Source organism: Candidatus Brocadia sinica JPN1, from assembly GCF_000949635.1.
Taxonomy (GTDB): Bacteria; Planctomycetota; Brocadiia; order Brocadiales; family Brocadiaceae; genus Brocadia; species Brocadia sinica.
The window spans coordinates 2,262,786-2,276,766 of the sequence record NZ_BAFN01000001.1; the positions used below are offsets into that span (position 1 = coordinate 2,262,786).

The following is a 13,981-nucleotide window of genomic DNA, read 5'->3' on the forward strand; positions in this document are numbered from 1 at the left end:
TTGAGACTGACTCTTGGCAACCTCAAGTCTGGAGCGGGGAATCAAAAGTGTTAAGTTAAAAGGTGTAATTATATGATAAATCAACAATCTTCAACCTCAAATTCACAAGTAAAAGTCGTCCTGCTGGTGGAGGATAATCCGGACGATGTGGAATTGTCCCTGCGTGTGCTAAAAAGGAATTATATCAATAATGAGGTAATAGTTGTCCGTGATGGCGGAGAGGCGCTGGATTATCTATTTGGTAAAGGCACTTACGCAGAACGAGATATGAGTGTGATGCCTGCGATTGTTCTCCTGGATTTGAAATTGCCGAAGATTGAAGGTCTGGAAGTGCTGCGCAGCATACGTGCAGACGAGCGGACAAAGCTGCTCCCGGTGATTATTCTTACCTCATCAAAGGAAGATAAAGACCTGATTCAGGGTTATAAATTGGGAGCCATTAGCTATATTCGTAAACCAGTCGATTTTTTCAAGTTGAATAAAGCTGTGAGGCAACTAGCCAAAAATTTTTATTGCGATAGCAAGCAATACCCATTTTTTAAAATATAAAAATCCTGGAATTGCTCTCTAAGAATCAATTCCCGGTTGAGGTTTGAGCCGCTTTTGTGAGCATGATTCACTTCCTTTATTTCACTCATGGTATCTGCCTGCTCAATTATTTGAGATAGGCATCCCGCCCATTTGAACAAGCTGCATCAGGAATTGTTTACGCCGAATGATCCCTCGGACCTGTTCTTGAGCTAACACCTCATTCCATACGTATGAAAAGAATTGAATTGACATATGAGCGATAAGGTGTATTTTTTATTAAAGCGGAGGGCACAATGAAAAATATAATTTTTGAAAACCGACGCGATGCAGGCCGTCAGTTGGCTGAAGTCTTCACGAAACGCGACTACAGCAATCAGCCGCTGGCAGTGCTGGGCATCCCGCGCGGGGGTGTTGTGGTAGCGGATGAAGTCGCCGGAGCCCTCTCCTCACCCCTGGATGTTGTCATCGTTCGTAAGCTCAGGGCCCCCTATCAGCCTGAATTGGGTATTGGTGCAGTGGTGGACGGTGATAACATTAACATTATTAACGAAGAGCTCGTTCGTGCTTTGGGCGTTTCGTCAGATTATCTGAATAGTGAGATTGCCTGCCAGCGGGAGGAGATTGAGCGGCGGTTGCGCATTTATCGTGGCGACCGGCTGGCACCAGAGGTCACCGGAAAGACGGTCATTGTGATCGATGATGGCATTGCAACGGGGTATACCTTCCGTGCAGCGCTGGAAGGTCTGCGCCGGCGTAAGCCTGCGTGGCTCGTTGCCGCAGCGCCGGTTGCAGCTCAAAGTAGTATCGATATGCTGAGCGCTTTTGCTGATGAAATGGTATTTCTCAGCACGCCGGTGTCTTTCTTTTCTGTTGGCACGTGGTACCACGATTTTGACCAGGTGAGCGATGAGGAGGCCGTTGCAATCCTTCACCGCAGCTGGTCCCGGTTCAAACCTCAGAAACCTGTGGAAAACTAAATTTGAATTTCAAATTTGTCAAAAAACAAATAACCGTTTTGCTATTCAATACCAGGTAACTTTTTTTGGTTGCGGCTACGCTGCGCCAGGGATACATCATGACTCAGCCGAAATCGATTGAAAAAAATGAAAGAGAAATTGTGATTCCGGCAGACGCTGTACACCTTCAGGGCATCCTTGGTTTACCCTTTCGGGCGAAAGGGATAGTTGTCTTTGCTCATGGAAGTGGCAGCGGTCGTTTCAGTCCGCGCAACAATTTTGTAGCCAGAATCCTCCAGGATGCCGGCATTGCTACGTTGCTGGCAGACCTCCTGGAGGAATCGGAGGCTTTGAACCGCAGGAATGTCTTTGATATAGATCTCCTGGCAGATCGTCTTTTAGCCAATACCCACTGGTTACGCCAACAGCCGGAAACGCAAAGGATGGTGATTGGTTACTTCGGAGCAAGTACGGGTGCCGCTGCCGCACTTCAGGCGGCAGCACGAGATCCACGCGAAATCGCTGCCCTAGTTTCTCGCGGGGGACGTCCCGATCTTGCTATGGAATACCTGCATCTCGTTCAGGCGCCTACCCTGCTTATCGTAGGGGGTGATGACGAACCGGTTATCCCCCTGAATGAAACAGCATGCGCGCGATTGACGTGTCCTAAAGAGCTGGTTATTGTTCCCGGCGCTACTCATCTCTTCGAAGAACCCGGCGCGCTGGAAAAGGTTGCACATCTGGCCTGTGATTGGTTCATGAAATACTTTCTTTCGCAGGTCTGAGGTGTTAGCGCATTCCGCATGGCCTAGGAAAAGCTGAAAACTCTGACTCGTATGAAGCCGTAACCTAGAAGCGCCGCCTACTACCGCCTCGTCCTTCTCCTCTGCCTCCACCATAGCCACCACGACCACCACGTCCAGCACCGCCCCGGTCAGTTCTCGGTTGAGCTTCATTGACGTTCAGCGGCCGTCCTTTCAACTCCTTGCCGTTCATACCGGCAATTGCCGCCTGGGCTTCAGCTTTTCCCGGCATCTCAATAAATCCGAATCCCCTCGGTTCGCCAGTAAATTTATCTTTAATAATTGTTACTGATGTAACCTGCCCAAAGGCTTTAAAAGCCTCTTCCAGGTCCTCCTGGGTTACTTCACGCGCCAAATTGCCCACATAAATATTCATTCAAATCTCCTTTTTGTTTACATTCTCTGGAATGTAAGTGTAACCGATTTCGTCTGACGCCAGACTCTGTGGAAAGCTCTTTTAAAAGTATACTATATAATATATAATACTTTTACTGAAAATGATAGAAGATTTGAAAATGACTTCCGCAATAGAACCAATAAAACAGAAGACAATGAGGATGCAGCAATACTAACAAAAAAATGGCTGAACAGACGATAAAATTTGATGTGCTTGGCATGCACTGTGTCAATTGTGCTATGGCAATTGAACGAAGACTGAAGGATTTAAGGGGAGTCAAGTCGGTTCGGGTTAATTTTTCCCGTGCAACGGGGATTGTGACCTATGATGCCAACATCACAAACAAAACCCAAATTACAAGATACGTGAAAGAGATTGGCTATACAGCCAAAGAACGGGTTCGCCTGGACCAAACCTCTCAGGCATCCATTCAGATGGGATGGCTTATCCTGAGTATCGTGGCCTCTGTTGCTATGATGGCACTGATGTATGCGCCCGTGCCCGCCTCAATGCATAACTACATGCCGTATATAATGATGATTATTGCTACCTTGACAGTGTTGGGACCGGGGATGGATTTCTTTGTAAGTGCATACAAATCCATCAGGAATCTTTTTGCCAATATGGACGTGCTGGTTTCGATGGGTGTCTTGTCCGCCTATATCTACAGTACCTTTGCTGTCTTCGGCGCCTTCGGTATGGCAGGTCACGCATTTTTCGAGACGGCAGTGATGCTGATTACCTTTATCCGCATCGGAAAGTATCTGGAAGAACGGGTGAAGGGAAGGGCAAGTCATACGCTTCAGAAATTGGTAAAACTCCAGGCCGATAAGGCGCGGTTGTTGTCAACGGAAGGAAAAGAGACAGAGGTTAGCGCCTCTTCTCTTCGTGCGGGGGATATTGTGGCAGTCAGGGCGGGCGAAATCATCCCTGTGGATGGTGAGGTTATGGAAGGGGTCTCATCGGTGGATGAATCCATGGTAACGGGTGAGTCTGTGCCCATTGTGAAGCAGAAAGGTGACAGTGTCATAGGGGCAACCATAAATAAAACGGGTGTTTTAATGGTGAAGACCACAAAGGTGGGCGAAGAAACCGTTTTATCGCAGATTATCACTATGGTTGAAGATGCCCAGATGGATAAGGCCTCTATCCAGCGATTTGCAGATCGGGTATCCAACATATTTGTTCCCATCGTCGTAGGTTTGTCCATAGCGACCTTTTTCTGCTGGTATTTTGTGTTCTATGATAGTGCCGGACAGCAGTCCTTTCTCTGGGCATTAAAGATGGCAATTGCCGTATTGGTGATTGCATGTCCGTGCGCCATGGGACTTGCCACCCCAATGGCCATTATGGTGGGAAGTGGTGTGGGTCTTGATCACTCCATCCTTATCAAACGTGCCAGCGCCCTTGAGGAAATTGCACGGCTCAATGTCATGGTATTCGACAAGACGGGCACCATTACCGAGGGACGCTTTGTGATAACCGATATTGCTCCTTCAAATATGGTTATTGAATCTGAGTTGATTATCCTTGCGGCAGCGGGGTGTGCCTTTTCAAACCATCCCCTCTCCCAATCGGTGGTGGATGAGGCACGAGAAAGAGGTTTCGCATGGGATGCAGTTCAGGATTTCCATGAAGAAACAGGGCGTGGTATTATCTGCCGCTATAAGGAAAAGGTTTTACTGATTGGAAACGAGGGGCTTTTGACCTCTCGCGGTGTGAAAAGCGACGGACTACAGGATAAGGTCGAGGAACTAGAGGCACAGGGAAAATCCCTCATGTACGTGGCATACGATGGCAGATGTGCCGGTGTCCTAGGTCTTATGGATAAAATAAAGCAAAATGCACAGGACGTCGTGATACAACTAAAACAAATGAACATACGTGCCATTATGATAACGGGCGATAGCGAGTTAGTGGCAAAGACAGTGGCATCGGAGGTGGGTATTGAGGAGTACCGTGCGAAAGTCTTACCTGCAGAAAAGATGGAGACTATAAAGAATTTTCAGGGAAAGGGGCTGAAGGTCGGTATGCTTGGTGACGGTATCAATGATGCCCCTGCGCTTGCACAGGCAGACGTGGGTATTGCTATCGGCGCGGGGACTGATGTCGCAAAGGAAACCGGGGATATTGTTTTAATAAAAAATGACATGATGGATGTTGTAAGGGCGATTCGATTGGGCCGGCGAACACTGTCCAAGATCAGGCAGAATTTGTTTTGGGCATTCTTTTATAATATAATTGGAATTCCCATTGCGGCCGGTGTTATGTACCCGGTTTTTGGTATAAGCCTGAAGCCCGAGTATGCAGGGCTGGCCATGGCATTTTCCTCTGTGTCGGTGGTAACCAATTCCCTATTGCTGAAACGTATCACCTTTCATACACATTGAATTTTTCTTTGTGTCCCTTGCTTGTGGTGAACTCTTACAAATACCCTGTGCTTATTTTGTATGGGCAGCCTGGGCGATAATAGACTGCATGAGGTGGGCCGGCACGATGTCATAGTGTGAAAATTCCATGGTAAATGAACCCTGTCCACCCGTCATGGATTTCAGTTCTGTTTCATAATTAGCTACGGATGACATGGGAATGGAAGCCCGCACAACCTGCAAATCCCCCAAAGAATCCATTCCTTTGATGTGTCCGCGATGGCTGGAAAGATTTCCCGTAATCTCGCCCATAAATTTCGCGGGGATTGTAACTTCGATATTTACCAGAGGCTCAAGGAGCACAGGTTTGGCATGATTGAAAGCCTCCTGAAAGGCATGTGAGGCCGCTATCTTAAAAGCAGCTTCGGAAGAGTCCACATCATGATAAGAGCCGTGGTACAACCGTACCCGTACATCCACAATAGGATGTCCAATCAAGATGCCTTTATGCAGAACCTCGTGAATCCCCTTTTCAACAGCCGGGATGTATTGACGGGGGATGGCTCCGCCCACTATCTCATCTACAAACTCAAACCCGGCTCCCCTCGGCAGCGGTTCAATCCTGATATGTACCTCTCCGTACTGTCCGTGTCCACCTGATTGCTTCTTGTGTTTATACTGTGCCTGTGCCCTGGCCGTAATAGTTTCTTTGTAAGGAATTTTGGGGATATGGGCCTCCACATCGATTCCGAAACGTCGTTTTAACCGGCTGATCATTACCTGTAAATGAAGTGTGCTCATGCCCGTAATAACCAACTCGTTGGTCAGGGTATCATGAGAGACCCTGAAGGTTTTATCCTCCTCGGTAAGTTTATGAAGGCACTCGCTGATCTTCTTTTCGGCTCCCTTGCTTGTGGGTACCACAGCCAGGGAGGACATGGGGGTCGGAAAGGTGATCTCCGGGAATTTTACCGGATGTTTTGGGTCGCAGATGGTATCTGAGATATGCATGTCCTCCAGTTTGGACACGGCGATAATATCACCCGGAATGGCCTTTGAAACAGGTTGTTGCTCCTTTCCAAAGACCCGGTACATATGTCCGGCCTTATCGGTCTTTTTGCTCGTCACATTATAAAATGATATTTCACCATCCAGTTTGCCGGAGACAACCCGAAAATAACTTAATTTCCCCACAAAGGGGTCAATTACTGATTTAAACACACAGGCGCTAAAAGGTGCGCCTTTTGAGATTTCTAAGGCAATTTCCTGATTCTTTTGCAGATCAACAGCAGTCCTTTTGCACCCCTCCAGGGGAGACGGAGAAAAGTTCGCTATGGCATCCAATACATCCTCAATCCCTGTGACTTTTTTGTTGGAACAGCAGAGAACAGGCACAACATTTCCATCCGCAACAGCCTTCACAAAACAGGATTCCAAAACTGCTCTCCCGATCTCTTTTCCATCGAGATATTTTTCCATCAATGCATCCTCGGCGGAAACTACGGCTTCGATTAAGGCATTGCGTGATGCGTGAGCGTCGCCTACAACCCCATTTGGCAAAGGATTGGATAATGCAAACAGGTTGACAACACCCTGGAAATCATGTCCGGCTCCGACAGGCAGGACTAACGGGACACACATATTTCCAAAGGTATTTTTGACAGATTCAATCATGGCCTGATAATCGGCATTTTCACCGTCCATCTTCGTCACGACGATTATTTTCCCGAGTCTTTTTTGGCAGGCCAGATCCCAGAGTTTCCGGGTATTGACTTGAATGCCATCCGTAGCCGATATGGTAATGATGGCCGTTTCTGCGGCAACAAGAGAGGAGATTGTGTCTCGGATAAAATCGGGGTAACCGGGGGTATCAATAATATTGATCTCACGTCCCTTCCAGTTACAATGCAGGATGGAAGAATCTATTGAATGTCTTTTCTCTTTTGCATCGGGGTCATAATCCGCAACCGAAGTACCATTCTCAACACTACCGAGGCGTGTGGTTGCCCCGGCCTTAAAAAGCATGGATTCCACTAACGAAGTCTTCCCTGAAGCGCCGTGTCCCAGGAGTATAATGGTCCGAATGTCTTTTGTTTCATACGGAATCATAGATCACCTCCAGCACAAGTGTTTGGAATTGCAGGAATTTAACCACAGCAAGAGATGCTGAAACGCGGGGACAAACTTTTAAAAATCTTTTATTTCTCTGGGGGTTATCTGTGGTTTTCCCTTTTTAACGCAAAGTGTATCACATAGTTGTTTCGCCTCTGAAAATTTGATATGTCCCGTGTATAAAGCCTTTCCAATAATCATACCTGCAATGGGTAACTGACTGAGTGCCTCGATATCCTTAAGTGATGAGATTCCACCCGATGCAATAACCGGGGTTTTTACCGTCATCAGGAGTTCTTGTAAACTTGCAATGTTCGGACCTTGCAGCATGCCGTCTTTTGAGATATCCGTGAAGATTATGGCACACGGTGATGCCTTCTCTATTTCCCGGGCAAAGGCTATCGCCGTCCATTCACACACGGAAGTCCAGCCCTTCACAGCCACCTTGCCATTTTTTGCATCAATTCCAACAGCGATACGCCCCGGAAATGTCGTACAAAGTTCATTTACCCACGACGACGAATCTATGGCCTTTGTTCCTATAATCACACGATCCGCACCCAAATCGAGCAGTGTTTTAACGGACTGTGTCGTCCTTAAACCCCCGCCAAATTCAATAGGTATTTTTACCTTTTTGATGATTTGTTCAACGACGGTAAGATTTTTGGGGGTGCCTTCAAACGCCCCGTCCAGGTCAACCACGTGGAGATAATCAGCGCCCTGATCCTGCCATGATCTGGCCACATCCACAGGTTCGTCAGAAAAGATCGTTTCGAGTTCCTTCTGGCCCTGTGTTAATCGTACACACTTGCCACCCTTTAAATCGATTGCCGGAATGATGATCATATATACCTGTATGAAACAAACAGGGAACCAGATAGTAATACAGAATAAAAATTAAATTCCAAATCTCAAACCCTGAATTCCAAATAAATTTCAAATGCGATGTTTAAGAACCTGAGACAGCAATTGAAATTATATTTTTGTGATAATCCGTGTATCTCTGTAGCAAGCAGTTACAAATTGCCAAAGTTTTTGAGTATGGCAAGCCCATACTCCTGGCTTTTTTCTGGATGAAATTGTGTTGCAAAGATATTCTTGTGCCAGATCATCGATGTAAAACGTACTCCATATTCTGTCTCCGTCGCAATAACACCTTCATCCTCTGGGCAGACATAATAGGAATGCACAAAATACATATAAGCATTGCAGGGCACATTTTTCAGGATAGGGGTGCCTTCTTTCCGAAAGCTGATCTGATTCCACCCCATGTGGGGAATCTTCAATTTTCCGTTTGTCCCATCTTCAGAAAATTTAAACCGGATGACTTTGCCGGGGACAATATTTAAACCTTCATGTTCACCATCCTCGTAGCCTTTAGAAAACAGCAACTGCAGCCCAAGACATATTCCAAGGAATGGCTTACCCGACCGGACACAATCCACAACTGGCTCTATTAATCCCCTCTGCCTTAGACCATCCATAGCGTCACGGAATGCTCCAACGCCGGGAAGCACCAGTTTGTCTGCATGCATGATTTCGCTGGGGCGGTCAGTAACCTTGACATCAAAGCCGAACCGCTCGAAACCCTTCTCAACGCTGCGGAGATTCCCCATCCCATAATCAACGATTGCAATCATGTTTGTTTCTACCCGCCACTGCTCCTTGGTACAATTACAAACTCCACACGCCTGTTTTTCGCCTTGTCACTTTTTGATTTATTATCAGCGATGGGCTGGTATTGCCCGAATCCAGCAACGTAAACCCTTGTCGGAGAAACCCCGCATTCTTCCACCATGTAATGGAGCACTGCGGTTGCCCGTGCTGTGGATAGTTCCCAGTTTGACTTATACTTGTCTTTTTGCTTGCTGATCGGGTCATTATCAGTATGCCCTTCAATCCTCACCATTTCTGCAGATGCCTCAGTCGTAAGGATACCGGCAATCTTCTTGAGTGTTGCCTTCGATTGAGGACGCAATGTCGTCTGTCCGGGATCAAACAATATGGCGCCCGGGAGTAATACGGAAACTGCGCCATTCTTTATCCGTACGGTTGCGCCGGTATCTCTCAATTTGGCCTCGAGTTCCCTTCTCGAATTTTCAAGCCGACTCAGTTCACTTTCATAACTGCTTGCCTTCGATGATAGTTCTGCATTCTCCTGCTGTAGTCGTGTTATATCGTCATTCAACTGCTGATTTTCCTGCCGAAGCCTTTTTGTCCCGGCACAACCAGCGCTCACAGCTAACACTCCTGCCATCCCAATCAAGCACAAACTTTGCATCACACCACATCCCTTTCCCATATGTTCTTCACTCCTTTCACAGTAAAGAAACTTTACCCATAAAAGAACCAGATATTTTTACATTCGGTTTATGAATGGAATCCAGTAAATACCACGGTAAGGAGCTGAATATATACATTGATAATTCCTAGAAAATAATCCTGGAAGAAGATACACACCAGGGTTGCCAGCGATAAAAACGGTCCATAAGGAATCAAGTGAGTTTTTTTAAATAGTAAAACCGGGATGCCCATGAAGAGCCCAAAAAACGGCGCAACAAAAAATATCGCCACCGCTAGTTTCCAGCCTACAATGCCCCCCACCATGCCCATGAGTTTCACGTCTCCAAAACCCATGGCATCCTTCCTGAATATCCATTTTCCTAAAACACTGCAAAGAAATATCAGTCCCCCGCCAACAAGCATCCCCAATGCGGATGCGATTGCTGTATCCGGCCTACTGATACCAACCAGTGAAAAATTTCTCAGGGTCTGTTGTTCATTATGCAAACCCGGACACAGCACACTGAAAATAAGGGCAAGAGGAATACCTACAAACGTAACCTCGTTGGGAATGACTAGTAACTCAATGTCCACAAAGGTCGATATAATCAGGGCACAGGAAAGAACCGCATACCCGATAAAAATACATGGCGATTCATGTCTGTACTGAACAAAAACATACAGATGCGCAAATATATACCCTGTCAGCAACTCTACACATAGATAACGTACTGATATTTTAGCCTTACAGACCCTGCAACGTCCCCATAACAGCAGGTAACTGAAGACAGGTATATTATCATACCACCGGATGGGTGTATGGCAATCCGGGCAAAATGAACGCGGCAATACCAGTGATTTTTTCCCGGGAATTCGATAGATACAGACATTCAAAAAACTGCCTATCGTTAATCCCAGAACAAAAAATATGAACACTGCACCCGGACTAACCGCATCCAGGAAATTTTTCTGGATACCCGTACCCCTTTTTCAGAATGACAATTGTTTCAAATATATTTGACCAAAAGTTTTACGGCATCCTATCAAAACGGATTAACAATTGCAAGATTAAAAGCCGTAAACAAATTTTGTTGTATAAGACTTGAATATGCGAGGTTTTTTGTTAAAGTATAGTATCTGTTTTGACTGTGATTAAATCCTGGAGTTCGCCGTCGATGGCGTCTTTATACGAGTTTGAAAATGGATAATGTTATTTCAGTAATTTTGGGAGGGGGGCGCGGAACAAGGCTCTATCCCTTAACAAAAGAAAGATCGAAACCTGCCGTCCCGCTCGCCGGGAAATATCGGCTCATTGACATCCCCATCAGCAATTGTCTGAATTCCGATCTGAATAAGATTTACGTGCTCACGCAATTTAACTCAGCATCCCTTCATAGACACATAACACGGGCGTATAAATTTGATAACTTTTCCAGGGGTTTTATTGAAATCCTGGCTGCAACCCAGACCGTCGAAAGTATGAACTGGTATCAGGGTACTGCAGATGCCGTTCGGCAAAACCTTCGTTTTTTTAATCAGCCCAATATTGATTTTGTGTTGATACTCTCAGGTGATCAACTCTACAGGATGAATTATGAACAGCTCATTAAAGAACATATCAGAACCGGGGCGGAAGTGACTATTTCTGTAATTCCTGCAGAAAGAAAAGATGCCCCCCATTTGGGCATCTTAAAAATAGACGAACAAAGTCGGATTATCGATTTCTTTGAAAAGCCAAAAGATGGAAAAGTCATTGATTCTTTCTCCTTAGATGCATCTAGTTTTGACCGACATGGTGTTAGCGCCAGGGGTCGTACCCTTCTGGCCTCAATGGGTATTTATATATTTAACCTTGAGGTTTTGAGAGAAGTACTAAAAGAAACAAATAAAACAGACTTTGGCAAGGAAATCATCCCGGAAATTATAAAAAAAAGACGTGTGTTTGCTTATTTCTTTGATGGCTATTGGGAGGATATTGGAACTATAAAATCATTTTATGAAGCCAATTTGAAAATGACCTCTCTTACCCCCAGTTTTGACTTGTTTAATGAAAAGGCACCCATTTATACCAACCCGCTTTTCTTGCCCGGGTCAATCATCAACGACAGCAAGATTACTCAATCCATTATCGCGGACGGTTGTATTATCAACAAAGCGGAAATACATAATTCTGTGATTGGGATCAGGAGTGTTATTGGCAAAAATGTTGTTATTCAGGACTCAATAGTCATGGGTGCAGATTACTATGAATCAGAGCCAAATATTCGGGCAAATCGTTTTAAAAAGATACCGGATGTCGGAATTGGCGATAATTCCCGCATACGGGGGGCTATTATTGACAAGAATGTACATATTGGAGAAAATGTGACCATTGAAAATGTAAAGAAACTCGAACAGCTTGACGCAGAAAATTACATGATTCGTGATTACATAGTCATTATACCCAAAGACAGTGTTATACCATCACATACGGTCATATAAGTAACTTACCAATCCATTTTTACATGGTACTTTTTGGATAGTCCCCAGCCTCTGCTGAAGTACACAAATATTTCTCAATTATGTATGGAATTAACCCTTGCAAATCTATCGATGCATTGTATAATTTACCGTAATTTATACACTATCACCGCATGGCAATGTTTATGGAAAATGGGATAAAAACATTTAGACATTTAAAACCGAAGATTGATTCTATGAAAATCAACAACTATTGGTTCAGGCATCTACAGGGGATGTCTGCCACAATTTTACAATGGTTTGCACTAGACCTCGAACCTCCGTCGTGTGGGCGAGTTTGGTGCAATACCGCATCAGGAGAGAAACCATTTTACAACTGATCGATGCTAGTCTCTCAAAAACAACAGAATCGAATATAAGTATTGAAGAAAAGTGCAAGATTTATGGTTTAAACAGGTTAAAAATTGAAGATAAAAGACTCTTTGACAAATATGGAAAAGAAGAAGGTGTAAATCTCTGTGATTATTCTTTTGCAAACAATTTTATATGGAAAGGCTCGATAGAATTATTATGGAAGCTGATTAATAATAACTTCTGCCTCTTTGGTGTGACATCCAAGGGCATGTGCATGATGCTCCCGCCGTTAGGGAAAAACAACATCCAAAACACCCTCCATGAGTGTTTTTCCCTGATGAGACAAATTAACGACTCCAGTGGTTTTGAATCTTACATCAATTACGTCTATGAAGACTTCCTGAAACTTTTTGACAATAGTCTATATCGTATTGTTGAAAGTTATCCTGACTACATTTACAAAACATCCGACCTCATAAAACTCGCCGGTAGAAAATACGAAAAAAAGAGAAACGAAATAAATTTTTTTAAAAAGCATTACGATGCTTCATTCGAAAAATTCTACTCCAGACATATCGCTGACGCACTTCTTATGGTGGATCAATGGAAAAAGGAAAAAGTCCAGGAGTCGAATCTTTCAAACCACAATGAAACCCATTATCAGTACAGCCTTATTCACGAAGCAGAAGCAGCTAAATGTGCAATCATCTTTTCTGAGGAATTAGGACTAAGTGGCGCAATCATAACAATCAACGGTCGAACTGAAGGGATTACGTTAGGTGAAAATATCACCTCTGATACGGCATCCGTCCTCATAGAAAAAACCAACAACGACTTCCAGGGCATGCCACAATTTATCTATCAGCAATTTTGCTCCAGTGATTTTTCTGATGTGGCTTACATCAACGCAGGCGAGGACTGGGGCATAGAAGGTCTTAGAAGGGCAAAGATGTCGTATCACCCGTGCATGCTTGCAAAGAAATTCCTTATCTATATGAAATAATCTGCCGGCAGTCTGGACATTTTCTCGCTGCGTTCTTGGTGGGCATCTCAAAAACATGCGAAAAAAAGTTTTTACAAAGAAATATCATAAAAATACTTTTATTCGAAAATGTTGTTTGATCCTTAATCTACCGGAATTAACACTAAATCGAATTCGCCTTCGGTCTTGCCCATATCGGGATAATATTGAGTAACCAATGTTCGAAATCCTTTTGCCGTGATTTTCATATGAATGTGTGAAGGTCTGCCACTGTATGGCGGTGGAAAATTGCTTTCAAATTTATACGCCCCCTCTTTATCAGCAAACATTGTTGCGCGGTGGTCATCGTCGTATTTACCATCCGGGCCAGTCAGCCAGCACTCGATCCTGGCTCCTGCAATAGGCGAACAGTCTACGCTCGTCCTGACAACACCACTCAGGATGTGACCTTTTCCAACACTGGTTCGTTCCGGTGCATTTGGCGTGTAAAATGGCCCCAGTGCATCAGGAGGTGTTGGCTTGCACGGTTCGGTGTTGGTCGTCTGAATAGATTTAGCCCCCTCCCCAGCCATTGCCAGGGTTAGCCCGAGCAGGGGCGTTTCTCTGCGGGAGATTCCCATGTCTGCAAAGGTCAGAAACAAAAAGCCGAAGGCAATATACAGGAATAGTCGATTCATAAATCTACCCTCCAAAAATTTAATTACAAATATTGCTTCGGGCCAACGCCCGCGCAT

13 protein-coding genes are annotated in these 13,981 nt (G+C 44.9%); 6 read left to right on the plus strand and 7 right to left on the minus strand.

Going from position 1 to position 13,981, the window contains the following annotated elements; translation table 11 throughout:
* Positions 1-72 precede the first annotated feature (72 nt).
* The 3 genes from BROSI_RS10175 to BROSI_RS10185 all read left to right on the plus strand — a co-directional run bounded on the left by BROSI_RS10175 (position 73) and on the right by BROSI_RS10185 (position 2,272).
* Positions 73-549, plus strand: coding sequence for a response regulator (locus BROSI_RS10175; protein WP_052563669.1), 477 nt, complete (start codon positions 73-75; stop codon positions 547-549).
* A gap of 275 nt (positions 550-824) precedes the next feature.
* Entirely contained in the window at positions 825-1,508 is a 684-nt protein-coding gene (locus BROSI_RS10180; protein WP_200891736.1) for a phosphoribosyltransferase, read from the plus strand.
* Positions 1,509-1,606: 98 nt separating this feature from the next.
* Entirely contained in the window at positions 1,607-2,272 is a 666-nt protein-coding gene (locus BROSI_RS10185; RefSeq protein WP_052563670.1) for a dienelactone hydrolase family protein, read from the plus strand.
* Between the two features lie 64 nt (positions 2,273-2,336).
* Here the strand turns inward: BROSI_RS10185 and BROSI_RS10190 are convergent, their stop codons facing one another.
* The gene (locus BROSI_RS10190) at positions 2,337-2,666 is read right to left on the minus strand and encodes an RNA recognition motif domain-containing protein (RefSeq protein WP_052563672.1); all 330 of its coding nucleotides are present in this window, start codon (positions 2,664-2,666) and stop codon (positions 2,337-2,339) included.
* A 203-nt stretch (positions 2,667-2,869) separates the two neighbouring features.
* On the opposite strand from BROSI_RS10190, the gene BROSI_RS10195 reads away from it, so the two are divergent.
* Complete coding sequence (locus BROSI_RS10195) at positions 2,870-5,077, plus strand: heavy metal translocating P-type ATPase (RefSeq protein WP_052563674.1); 2,208 nt, start codon at positions 2,870-2,872, stop codon at positions 5,075-5,077.
* A gap of 51 nt (positions 5,078-5,128) precedes the next feature.
* Here the strand turns inward: BROSI_RS10195 and fusA are convergent, their stop codons facing one another.
* From fusA to BROSI_RS10220, 5 genes are all read right to left on the minus strand, one after another.
* The gene (gene fusA, locus BROSI_RS10200; protein ID WP_052563676.1) at positions 5,129-7,165 is read right to left on the minus strand and encodes an elongation factor G; all 2,037 of its coding nucleotides are present in this window, start codon (positions 7,163-7,165) and stop codon (positions 5,129-5,131) included.
* Positions 7,166-7,243: 78 nt separating this feature from the next.
* The gene (gene hisA / locus BROSI_RS10205) at positions 7,244-8,014 is read right to left on the minus strand and encodes a 1-(5-phosphoribosyl)-5-[(5-phosphoribosylamino)methylideneamino]imidazole-4-carboxamide isomerase (RefSeq protein WP_052563678.1); all 771 of its coding nucleotides are present in this window, start codon (positions 8,012-8,014) and stop codon (positions 7,244-7,246) included.
* A gap of 170 nt (positions 8,015-8,184) precedes the next feature.
* On the minus strand, positions 8,185-8,808 hold the full coding sequence (hisH, locus tag BROSI_RS10210; protein WP_052563680.1) for an imidazole glycerol phosphate synthase subunit HisH: 624 nt from the start codon (positions 8,806-8,808) through the stop codon (positions 8,185-8,187).
* Between the two features lie 8 nt (positions 8,809-8,816).
* Positions 8,817-9,470 (minus strand): OmpA/MotB family protein, encoded by a 654-nt coding sequence (locus tag BROSI_RS10215; protein WP_052563682.1) that lies wholly within the window; start codon positions 9,468-9,470, stop codon positions 8,817-8,819.
* A gap of 68 nt (positions 9,471-9,538) precedes the next feature.
* The gene (locus BROSI_RS10220) at positions 9,539-10,387 is read right to left on the minus strand and encodes a prepilin peptidase (protein WP_052563684.1); all 849 of its coding nucleotides are present in this window, start codon (positions 10,385-10,387) and stop codon (positions 9,539-9,541) included.
* Between the two features lie 264 nt (positions 10,388-10,651).
* Between BROSI_RS10220 and BROSI_RS10225 the strand changes: the two genes are divergently transcribed.
* Both BROSI_RS10225 and BROSI_RS10230 read left to right on the plus strand, forming a co-directional pair.
* The gene (locus tag BROSI_RS10225; RefSeq protein ID WP_052563685.1) at positions 10,652-11,932 is read left to right on the plus strand and encodes a glucose-1-phosphate adenylyltransferase; all 1,281 of its coding nucleotides are present in this window, start codon (positions 10,652-10,654) and stop codon (positions 11,930-11,932) included.
* A 319-nt stretch (positions 11,933-12,251) separates the two neighbouring features.
* Positions 12,252-13,268 (plus strand): DUF2156 domain-containing protein, encoded by a 1,017-nt coding sequence (locus BROSI_RS10230; RefSeq protein ID WP_157842476.1) that lies wholly within the window; start codon positions 12,252-12,254, stop codon positions 13,266-13,268.
* A 122-nt stretch (positions 13,269-13,390) separates the two neighbouring features.
* Here the strand turns inward: BROSI_RS10230 and BROSI_RS10235 are convergent, their stop codons facing one another.
* Positions 13,391-13,924 (minus strand): peptidase associated/transthyretin-like domain-containing protein, encoded by a 534-nt coding sequence (locus BROSI_RS10235; RefSeq protein WP_157842477.1) that lies wholly within the window; start codon positions 13,922-13,924, stop codon positions 13,391-13,393.
* Positions 13,925-13,981: the final 57 nt, after the last annotated feature.

What these genes read in the sequence shown, in the direction of transcription:
- BROSI_RS10185 (WP_052563670.1), top strand. Translation starts at nt 1,607, where the DNA reads ATGACTCAGCCGAAATCGATTGAAAAAAATGAAAGAGAAATTGTGATT.
- BROSI_RS10225 (WP_052563685.1), top strand. Translation starts at nt 10,652, where the DNA reads ATGGATAATGTTATTTCAGTAATTTTGGGAGGGGGGCGCGGAACAAGG.
- BROSI_RS10190 (WP_052563672.1), bottom strand. Translation starts at nt 2,666, where the DNA reads ATGAATATTTATGTGGGCAATTTGGCGCGTGAAGTAACCCAGGAGGAC.
- BROSI_RS10195 (WP_052563674.1), top strand. Translation starts at nt 2,870, where the DNA reads ATGGCTGAACAGACGATAAAATTTGATGTGCTTGGCATGCACTGTGTC.
- BROSI_RS10175 (WP_052563669.1), top strand. Translation starts at nt 73, where the DNA reads ATGATAAATCAACAATCTTCAACCTCAAATTCACAAGTAAAAGTCGTC.
- hisH (WP_052563680.1), bottom strand. Translation starts at nt 8,808, where the DNA reads ATGATTGCAATCGTTGATTATGGGATGGGGAATCTCCGCAGCGTTGAG.
- BROSI_RS10235 (WP_157842477.1), bottom strand. Translation starts at nt 13,924, where the DNA reads ATGAATCGACTATTCCTGTATATTGCCTTCGGCTTTTTGTTTCTGACC.
- fusA (WP_052563676.1), bottom strand. Translation starts at nt 7,165, where the DNA reads ATGATTCCGTATGAAACAAAAGACATTCGGACCATTATACTCCTGGGA.
- BROSI_RS10180 (WP_200891736.1), top strand. Translation starts at nt 825, where the DNA reads ATGAAAAATATAATTTTTGAAAACCGACGCGATGCAGGCCGTCAGTTG.
- hisA (WP_052563678.1), bottom strand. Translation starts at nt 8,014, where the DNA reads ATGATCATCATTCCGGCAATCGATTTAAAGGGTGGCAAGTGTGTACGA.
- BROSI_RS10215 (WP_052563682.1), bottom strand. Translation starts at nt 9,470, where the DNA reads ATGGGAAAGGGATGTGGTGTGATGCAAAGTTTGTGCTTGATTGGGATG.